The 7,863-nt window shown below is 72.2% G+C and carries 7 protein-coding genes; 4 read left to right on the top strand and 3 right to left on the bottom strand.

Translation table 11 applies throughout. From position 1 onward, the window contains the following. The 3 genes from CCN29_RS36005 to CCN29_RS18475 form a co-directional block, all read right to left on the bottom strand. Positions 1 to 1,273 (bottom strand): MGH1-like glycoside hydrolase domain-containing protein (locus CCN29_RS36005; protein ID WP_086683158.1); only part of this gene is annotated, 1,273 nt, incomplete at its 3' end. Further along, positions 1,270 to 2,070, bottom strand: coding sequence for a sugar phosphate isomerase/epimerase family protein (locus CCN29_RS18470; RefSeq protein ID WP_086683160.1), 801 nt, complete (start codon positions 2,068 to 2,070; stop codon positions 1,270 to 1,272). The genes CCN29_RS18470 and CCN29_RS36005, both read right to left, overlap by 4 nt. Positions 2,071 to 2,090: 20 nt before the next feature. Beyond that, a complete protein-coding gene (locus CCN29_RS18475; protein WP_031020928.1) occupies positions 2,091 to 3,137 on the bottom strand; it encodes a zinc-dependent alcohol dehydrogenase in 1,047 nt (348 codons plus the stop codon). A gap of 128 nt (positions 3,138 to 3,265) precedes the next feature. Here CCN29_RS18475 and CCN29_RS18480 point away from each other — a divergent pair, with 128 nt between their 5' ends. From CCN29_RS18480 to CCN29_RS18495, 4 genes are read left to right on the top strand one after another with little or no spacing between them, the layout of a single operon-like run. Continuing rightward, the gene (locus CCN29_RS18480) at positions 3,266 to 4,672 is read left to right on the top strand and encodes an ABC transporter substrate-binding protein (protein WP_086683166.1); all 1,407 of its coding nucleotides are present in this window, start codon (positions 3,266 to 3,268) and stop codon (positions 4,670 to 4,672) included. 34 nt (positions 4,673 to 4,706) lie between these two features. Next, positions 4,707 to 5,726: a carbohydrate ABC transporter permease gene (locus CCN29_RS18485; protein ID WP_086683169.1), complete on the top strand. Its 1,020-nt coding sequence runs from the start codon at positions 4,707 to 4,709 to the stop codon at positions 5,724 to 5,726. Beyond that, the gene (locus CCN29_RS18490) at positions 5,723 to 6,607 is read left to right on the top strand and encodes a carbohydrate ABC transporter permease (RefSeq protein WP_086683172.1); all 885 of its coding nucleotides are present in this window, start codon (positions 5,723 to 5,725) and stop codon (positions 6,605 to 6,607) included. Before CCN29_RS18485 ends, CCN29_RS18490 begins: the two co-directional genes overlap by 4 nt. Positions 6,608 to 6,610: 3 nt before the next feature. Further along, complete coding sequence (locus tag CCN29_RS18495; RefSeq protein WP_031020921.1) at positions 6,611 to 7,843, top strand: ROK family transcriptional regulator; 1,233 nt, start codon at positions 6,611 to 6,613, stop codon at positions 7,841 to 7,843. The last annotated feature ends 20 nt before the right edge of the window (positions 7,844 to 7,863 follow it).

Here is a 7,863-nt window from a genome sequence, read left to right on the forward strand (position 1 = left end):
CCTCGCCGGTCAGCGGGTCGACGTACTCGGCGAAGCCGGTGCGTCCTGCCTCCCTGACCAGGGCCTCGCGCAGGGTGCGGGCGCGCGCGTGGCGGCCGTGGGTGCGCAGCCCGCGTTCGACGAGCCAGGCGGTGTTGAACCAGGCGGGGCCGCGCCAGTAGCGCGTGGGGTGGAAGGTCGGCCCGGTGAGGTCGTCGCTGGGGACGAGACCGGTGGCCGGGGCGTGGAAGTGCGGGCCGTCCAGGGTGTCCGTCAGGACGCGGACGAGGTCGGCGGGCAGTCCGGGGACGACGAGCGGAAGGAGTCCGGCGACGCCGCGGTGGTCGACGAGGGTGTCGTCGGCGAGGTCGCGGGCGCGGAAGATGCCGGCGGTGTCGTCCCAGAGGCGGTCCACCAGCCCGCGGGTCAGCTCGGCGGCGCGCTCGCGGTGGCGGGCGCCGTCCTGGCCGAGGTGGTCCGCCATGCGGGCGAGCGCGAGTTCGCCGGTGACGAGGAGGGCGTTGAAGCCGGGGTCCTCCAGGGCGAACCGGTGGCCGGTGGCCCGGTCGTCGTAGCCGGCCGCGCGGTAGGTGGAGGCGAGCCGCACGTAGCGGCCGTAGTCCAGGTCGGTGGGCCGGTCGGCGGGGTCGCCGTGGTCGAGGTCGGCGCGGCGGAAGGCGCCGGCGGCCGGTTCGACGCGGGCGAGGGCGCGGTCCCAGGCGGGGCTGTTGTCCATGCCGGGTTCCCACGGGTGGACGACGGCCGCCAGCCCCCCGCCGCCGAGGTCACGGCGGGTCAGGAGGTAGTCGTGCCAGGCGGTGAGCCGGGGCAGCACCCGGGCCAGGAAGCCGCGCCGGGCGGACTCGGCGGGGTCCGCGCGGTGCACCAGCCAGGCGGCGAGGGCGTGCACCGGGGGCTGCACGATGCCGGAGGTCTCGGGAGCGGCGGGGGCGCCCGCGGCGCGTCCCGCCCGGGAGGACTGCCAGAAGTCGGGGCTCGGGAAGTAGGCGCCGTACGGGACCTCGGGGTTGAAGACGATGTGCGGGAGGCGTCCGTCGGCCCACTGGCCGGCGAGCAGGGATTCGAGTTCCTGCTGGGCGCGGCGCACGGAGAGGTGGCGCAGGCCGATCGCGACGAACGCCGAGTCCCAGCTCCACTGGTGGGGGTAGAGCGTGCGGGAGGGGACGGTGGAGGTGCCGGTCCAGTTGCCGAGGAGGACCCGCGCCGCACCGCGCCGCAGTGTCAGGTGGTCTGCGGGCGCGGTGGGCGCGGGCCGGCCGAGGAGGGTCTTCACGCGCCGGACCTCTTCAGGAAGGCGGGGACGGAGCGGACGGCGTCCACGGGGTCGCCGGTGAGCCGGCATTCCAGGGCGAGGTGGCCGTCGTAGCCGATGGTGTGCAGGGCGGTCAGCCAGGCGCGCCAGTCGAGGTGGCCGGCGCCGGGCTGGAAGCGGTTGGAGTCGGACACCTGTGCGTGGGCGATGAGGTCGGCGTGGGCGAGGATCGCGGCGGCGGGGTCGGACTCCTCGATGTTCATGTGGTAGCTGTCGATGCCGATCCGGACCGAGTCGAGCCCGGTGGCGCGGATCAGGTCGGCGGCCTGGTCGAGGCGGTTGACCATGTGGTCCTCGTAGCGGTTGAGCGGTTCGAGGAAGAGCGTGACACCTTCGCGGCGCGCGTGCTCGCCGAGTTCGGTCAGTCCGGCGAGGAGGATTTCGCGGTCCTCGGCCTCGCTGCGCGGGGGTTCGAAGGGCGGCAGGCGGCGGGAGAACATGCCGTAGGAGGCGGGGGTCTGCGCGCCGGTGCCGCCGATCTCGGCGATGACGGTGAGCTGGGACTTCATCTGCGTGAGGGCGTCGCGGCGCAGGTCCTCGTCGAACGCGCCGAAGAAGTGGAGCATGTCGACGCAGACGGTCGGCATGACGACGCCGTCCTGGTGAGCCTGCCTCAGTTCGTCGCGGCGGGAGGCGAAGTGCAGGTCGCCCTTGCCGCGGAGTTCGATCGCGTCGTATCCGGCCTGCTGGGCGAACTCCCATTTGGCCTGGAGGGTGTCTCCGGGCAGGAGTTGCTCCTGTACGGCGGTCTTGAGCATGGGGGGGCCTTTCGGGGCTTTCAGAATTCCAGGACGACCTGAAGGGCCTCGGCGGGCCGTTCGTCCAGCAGGACGTAGGCGTCGGCGGCGTCGGCGGCCGGGACGACATGGCTGACCAGGGAGGTGACGTCGACCTGGCCCTCGGCGACCAGCCGCAGGAAGGTCCGCTGGAGGCGGTCCACGCTCCAGCGGCCGGAGAGCTGCGGCGGCACGCCGCCGATCTGGGAGCAGACGAGCTGGACGCGGTTGTGGTGGAACTCGTCGCCGAGCCGCAGGCCGGTGCCGTCGCCCTGGTAGAAGCCGGAGGCGACGACGCGTCCGCCGACGGCGACCGAGCGCAGTGCCTCGTGCAGGGCGGGGTGGGCGCCGCTGATCTCGATGGCGAGGTCGGCGCCCAGTCCGCCGGTGGCCTCGCGGACGCGTTCGGCGACCTGGTCGGTGCGGGCGTTGAGCGTGGCGTGGGCGCCGTACCGGCGTGCGGTGTCGAGGCGGACGTCGAGGGCGTCGACGGCGGTGACGCGGGCGCCGCTCAGCTGGGCCAGTCGGGTGGTGAGCAGGCCGATGACGCCCTGGCCGAAGACGGCGACGTCCTCGCCGAGGTGGATGTCGCCGGCCAGGACGGCGTTGTGGGCGATGGCGCCGACCCGGGCGAAGGCGCCGGCCAGCGGGTCGAGTCCGGCCGGGAGCGTGTGACCGACGACACGCTCGGCGGGGACGATACCTTCGCTGCGATGTCCCCATATGCCCCATATGAGGTCTCCGGTGACCGGGAGTCCGGGCATGCCGTCCAGTTCCGGGGAGACCTCGACGACCTCGCCGACCTCGGAGTAGCCCCAGCCGGCCACGGGGTACTCGATGCCGGCCGCACCCTCGCGGAAGAGGCGGGCCTCCGGGTCCCAGGTGCGGGTCAGATACGGGTTGGTGCCGCGGTACGCGGTGAGTTCGGTGCCCGCCGAGATGCCCGAGTAGCGGGTGCGCACCCGCAGATGGCCCGGCGGGAGAACGGCTCTCGCGTGTTCGGCGATCTCCACGTGACGGGGGCCGGTGAACTGGACGACGCGTTCCACGGATGACTCTCCGGAGGGTGCGGTGGGGCGGGTTGCGTCGACGATATCCCGAACTTATGTCTTGTCAACAAGCAAAACTGATGCTGAGATGCGCTGTCAGTAGACGTAAGTCGGAGCGAGGACGTGCAATGCGCTTGAGGACCCTGCGGTCGCGGATGACCGCGGTCGGCGTCGCGGCAGCCCTGGGAAGCGGGCTGCTGGCCGGCTGTTCCACCAACGGCACGGGGCCCGGCGCCCCGGACCGCAGGATCGAGGTGTGGTCGCTGGAGAACCTCCCGGACCGGGCCGCGGCGACGCGGAAGACGATCGCCGCGTTCGAGAAGAAGTCCGGGGTCGACGTCGAGCTGGTCACGGTCGACGAGGGCCAGCTGCCCCAGCTGATCATGTCCGCCGCGGCGGCGGGCGAACTGCCCGACGTCATCGGCGCCGTGCCGATGGGCCAGGTCTGGCAGATGTACAGCAACGGCCTGCTGAACACCGCCGTCCCCCAGCAGGTGATCGACGGACACGGGCGCGACACCTTCAACGCCAACGCCCTCGAGCTGACCTCGGACGGCGCGACCAGCCTCAGCGTCCCCTCCGACTCCTGGCTCCAGCTGCTGGTCTACCGTCAGGACGACTTCGACGGGAAGAAGCTGGCCCCGCCCGACACCTACGAGCGGGCGCTGACCGCCGCCGAGGCCCTCACCACCAAGGGCCACGACGGCGTCTCGGCGGCCACCGACCCCGGCGACGTCTTCACCTCGCAGAGCTTCGAGAGCATCGCGCTCGCCAACGACTGCCAGCTGGTCGACGACCACCACGAGGTGGACCTCGACTCACCCCGGTGCGAGACGGCGTTCCGCACCTACGACCGGCTGGCCCGCGAGTACGGCGCCCCCGGCACGCAGACCGTGGACTCCACCCGCGCCACCTACTTCTCCGGCCGGTCCTCGATGATCGTCTGGTCCTCGTTCCTGCTCGACGAGCTGGCCGGGCTGCGCAAGGACGCGCTGCCCAGTTGCCCCGAGTGCCGGGACGACCCCGGCTACCTGTCCGACCACAGCGGCATCGTGACCGCCATGCGGGGTCCGGACGCCGCCGAGCCCGCGCAGTTCGGCGAGATCACCTCCTGGGTGACGACGAAGACCGCCGAGACCGCCGCCTCCCGCGAGTTCATCCAGTACATGACGAGCGACGGCTACGAGGCCTGGTTCGGCATGGCCCCCGAGGGCAAGATCCCGGTCCGGCGCGGCACGCGCACCGACCCCGACCGCTACCTCGACGCCTGGCGCAACAGCGAGATCGGGGTGGACACCCGCAAGCCGTTCGACGAGGTCTACCCGCCCGGACTGCTCGACCGGCTCGCCGAGGGCATCACCGACCTCCGCCGCTGGGGCATCACGCAGGGCGACGGCGCCCTGGTCGGCGCGACCAACGGCGAGCTGCCCGTGCCGAAGGCCGTGGGCGCCATGACCAGCGGGCAGTCCTCGCCCGAGGAGACGGCACGCGAGGCCGACGAAGAGATCTCCGACCTTCAGCAGTCCCTCCAGTAGCAGCCGCCCGCACGCACGCCGCAAAGGTCCTTCCATGACAACAGCCCCCGCCGGCGCACCGCAGCGCCGGACCCCGGCCCCCCGGCCCACGGGCGGCCCCGGCCGGCCGGGCCGCCGCCCCGCGACCGCCCGCAGCCGCGCCAACCGCGCCGGTCTGGCCTTCGTCTCCCCCACCTTCCTGGTCGTCCTGGTGGTGGTCGTCCTGCCCATCGCCTGGACGGTGCTGCTGGCCTTCCAGGACGCCAAGCTCGTCGACATCCAGGGCATGGGCCTGTTCGGCAACTGGTCGCTGGACAACTTCGGCGACGTGCTCGCCTCGGCCGGCTTCTGGTCGAGCCTGAAGACCACCTTCCTCTACACCGCGGGCAGCACCGCAGGCTCCGTCCTGCTCGGGCTGGTCGCCGCGCTCGCGCTGCGCAAGCCGTTCCGCGGTCGCGGCCTGCTGCGGGCCGCGATGCTGCTGCCGTACGTGGCGCCCGTGGTGGCCGTCGCGTTCGTGTGGGAGGTCGCGCTCAGCCCGCAGTACGGCGTCGTCAACGACTGGGGCCGCCGCCTGTTCGGCTGGGACGACCCGATCGCCTTCCTCTCCACCCGGGAGTACGACGTCAGCTTCCTCGGGGCGCACTTCGACATCCCGCTCGCGCTGCTCACCGTCATCGCGTTCGAGTGCTGGCGGTACTTCCCCTTCGCGTTCCTGTTCATCCTGGCCCGGCTCCAGGCCGTGCCCGCCGTGCTGGAGGAGGCCGCGACCGTCGACGGGGCGACGCCGCTCCAGCGCTTCCGGCACATCCTGCTGCCCCAGCTGATGCCGGTGATCGCGCTGCTGTGCGTGCTGCGGTTCATCATGACGTTCAACAAGTTCGACGACGTCTACCTGCTGACCGGCGGCGGCGCCGGCACGGACGTGGCCGCCGTCCGGGTCTACGACTTCCTCACCGCCCGCTACGACGTCGGCGCCGCCGCGGCCCAGGCGCTCGTGCTGGCCGCCTCGCTGATGATCCTGCTGGGCTTCTACTTCAAGTTCTTCGGCAACAAGGTCCAGGAGGACGCGTGACCGGCAAGACCGCCCTGTCCCGGGCCCAGGTCGAGGAACGCGTCCTCGGCGTGCTGAAGTGGCTGGTGATCGCGTTCCTCGCGGTGATCACCCTGCTGCCCTTCTCCTACATGCTCCTGCTGTCCCTGAAGCCCGTCGACGCGCTGCTGCTGGACCCCGGGTCGCTGTGGCTGTCCGCGAAGGACTTCACGGTGTCCACCTACCAGGACGTCATGCGTTCCACCGACGACGGCGGCCAGGGCTTCACGCGGTTCCTGCTCAACTCCGCGCTGGTGTCGCTGGGCACGGTGCTGCTGACGCTGGCCGCGGCGGTGCCCGGCGCCTACGCCGTCAGCCGGCTGAAGTTCTTCGGGCACCGGCAGGTCAGCGCCCTGTTCCTGGCCGTCTACCTGTTCCCGGCGACGCTGCTCGCCGTCCCGCTGTTCGTGATCTTCGCCAGGATGGGGCTGTCCTCCAGCCTGGTGGGCCTCGCCGTGGTCTATGTGGCGCAGACGGTGCCGGTGTCGGTGTACATGCTGAAGAACTACCTGGTCACCATCCCGTACTCGATCGAGGAGGCGGCGGCGCTGGACGGGTGCAGCAGGCTCCAGACCGTGCGCAAGGTGATCCTTCCGCTGGCCCTGCCCTCGCTCATGGCGACCGGCCTGTACGTCTTCATGATCGCCTGGAACGAGTTCCTCTTCGCCCTGCTGTTCCTCGCCGCCGATCCCGACAAGTGGACCGTGTCGCTCGGTCTCGCGCAGCTGTCCAACGGCATCGAGGTGCCCAAGACGGTACTGATGGCCGGATCGGTGGTGCTGACGATCCCCGTGGTATTCCTGTTCTTCGCCGCTGAACGGCTGCTCACCGAAGGCCTCACCAGCGGCGCCGACAAGAGCTGACGCATGGGGGAACGTGTGACGACGCCGCAGCCGGTCAGCGCGGGCGGACTGCTGGACCTGATCCGCAGCGGCCGCGCCAACACCCGCGCCGCCCTGCAACGCGCCACCGGGCTGTCCCGGTCCACCGTGGGGCAGCGGCTCGACCTGCTCAACCGGGCCGGCTGGCTGCGGCACACCACGGGCGCCTCCACCGGGGGCCGCCCGTCGGAGCGGATCGTCTTCGACCCCGCCCACGCCTCCGTCCTGGCCGTGGACCTGGAGACCCGGCACGCCCGGGCGGCGGTCCTCGACCTGGCCGGCGCGATCCTCGCCGAGCACACCGGGCCGCTGGACATAACCGAGGGACCCGACCATGTGCTGGACCACGTGTCCGGCTGGTTCCCGGACCTGATCGCCGCGGCGGGCGCCGACGCCTCCCGCGTCTGCGGGATCGGCCTGTCGGTGCCCGGCCCGGTCGACTGGGAGGCCGGCCAGGTGGTCGAGCCGCCGATCATGCCCGGCTGGGACCGCTACCCCATCCGCGAGCGCCTCCAGGAGGCGTACGCGCGGCACGTGGGCACCAGCCTGGAGGGCGGGCCGGTGCCGGTCCTGGTGGACAACGACGCCAACCTGATGGCGCTGGCCGAGCAGCAGGCCAGCCACCGGGACTGCGGCGCGTTCGTACTGGTGAAGGTCTCCACCGGCATCGGCGCCGGCGTGGTCGTCGACGGGCACGTCTACCGGGGCATCGACGGCGGCGCCGGCGACATCGGGCACATCCGGGTGCACGACCGGGCCGACGCGCTGTGCATGTGCGGCTCGTACGGCTGTCTGGCGGCCGTGGCCAGCGGGCGGGCCCTGGCCAAGGAGCTGTCCGGGGCGGACGGCAACGCCGCGTCGGGCTCCGACGTCAGGCGGCTGCTCGCCGAGGGGCACCCGGACGCGATCCGGCTCGCCCGGGAGGCGGGCCGCCGGGTGGGCGAGGTGCTCGTCACCGTCGTCACCCTGCTCAACCCCGGGGTGCTGATGCTCGCCGGGGACCTGTCCGGGGTGCCGTTCATGACCGGTGTGCGCGAACTGCTCTACCAGCGGGCCATGCCCCGCACCACGGCCAACCTCCAGATCGTGACCTCGCGTCTCGGCGACCACGCCGGCCTCATAGGGGCCGCGACCACGGTCGTCGAGCACCTCTACTCCCCCGCGCGCGCGGACGCCCGGCTCGCCGGGATCCTCTCGTCGCAGTCAGGACGACCGTGACCCCCTCACCCCCCTCACCC

Origin of the sequence: Streptomyces pseudogriseolus, assembly GCA_002154585.1 — a bacterium.
GTDB classification, from domain to species: Bacteria; Actinomycetota; Actinomycetes; order Streptomycetales; family Streptomycetaceae; genus Streptomyces; species Streptomyces pseudogriseolus.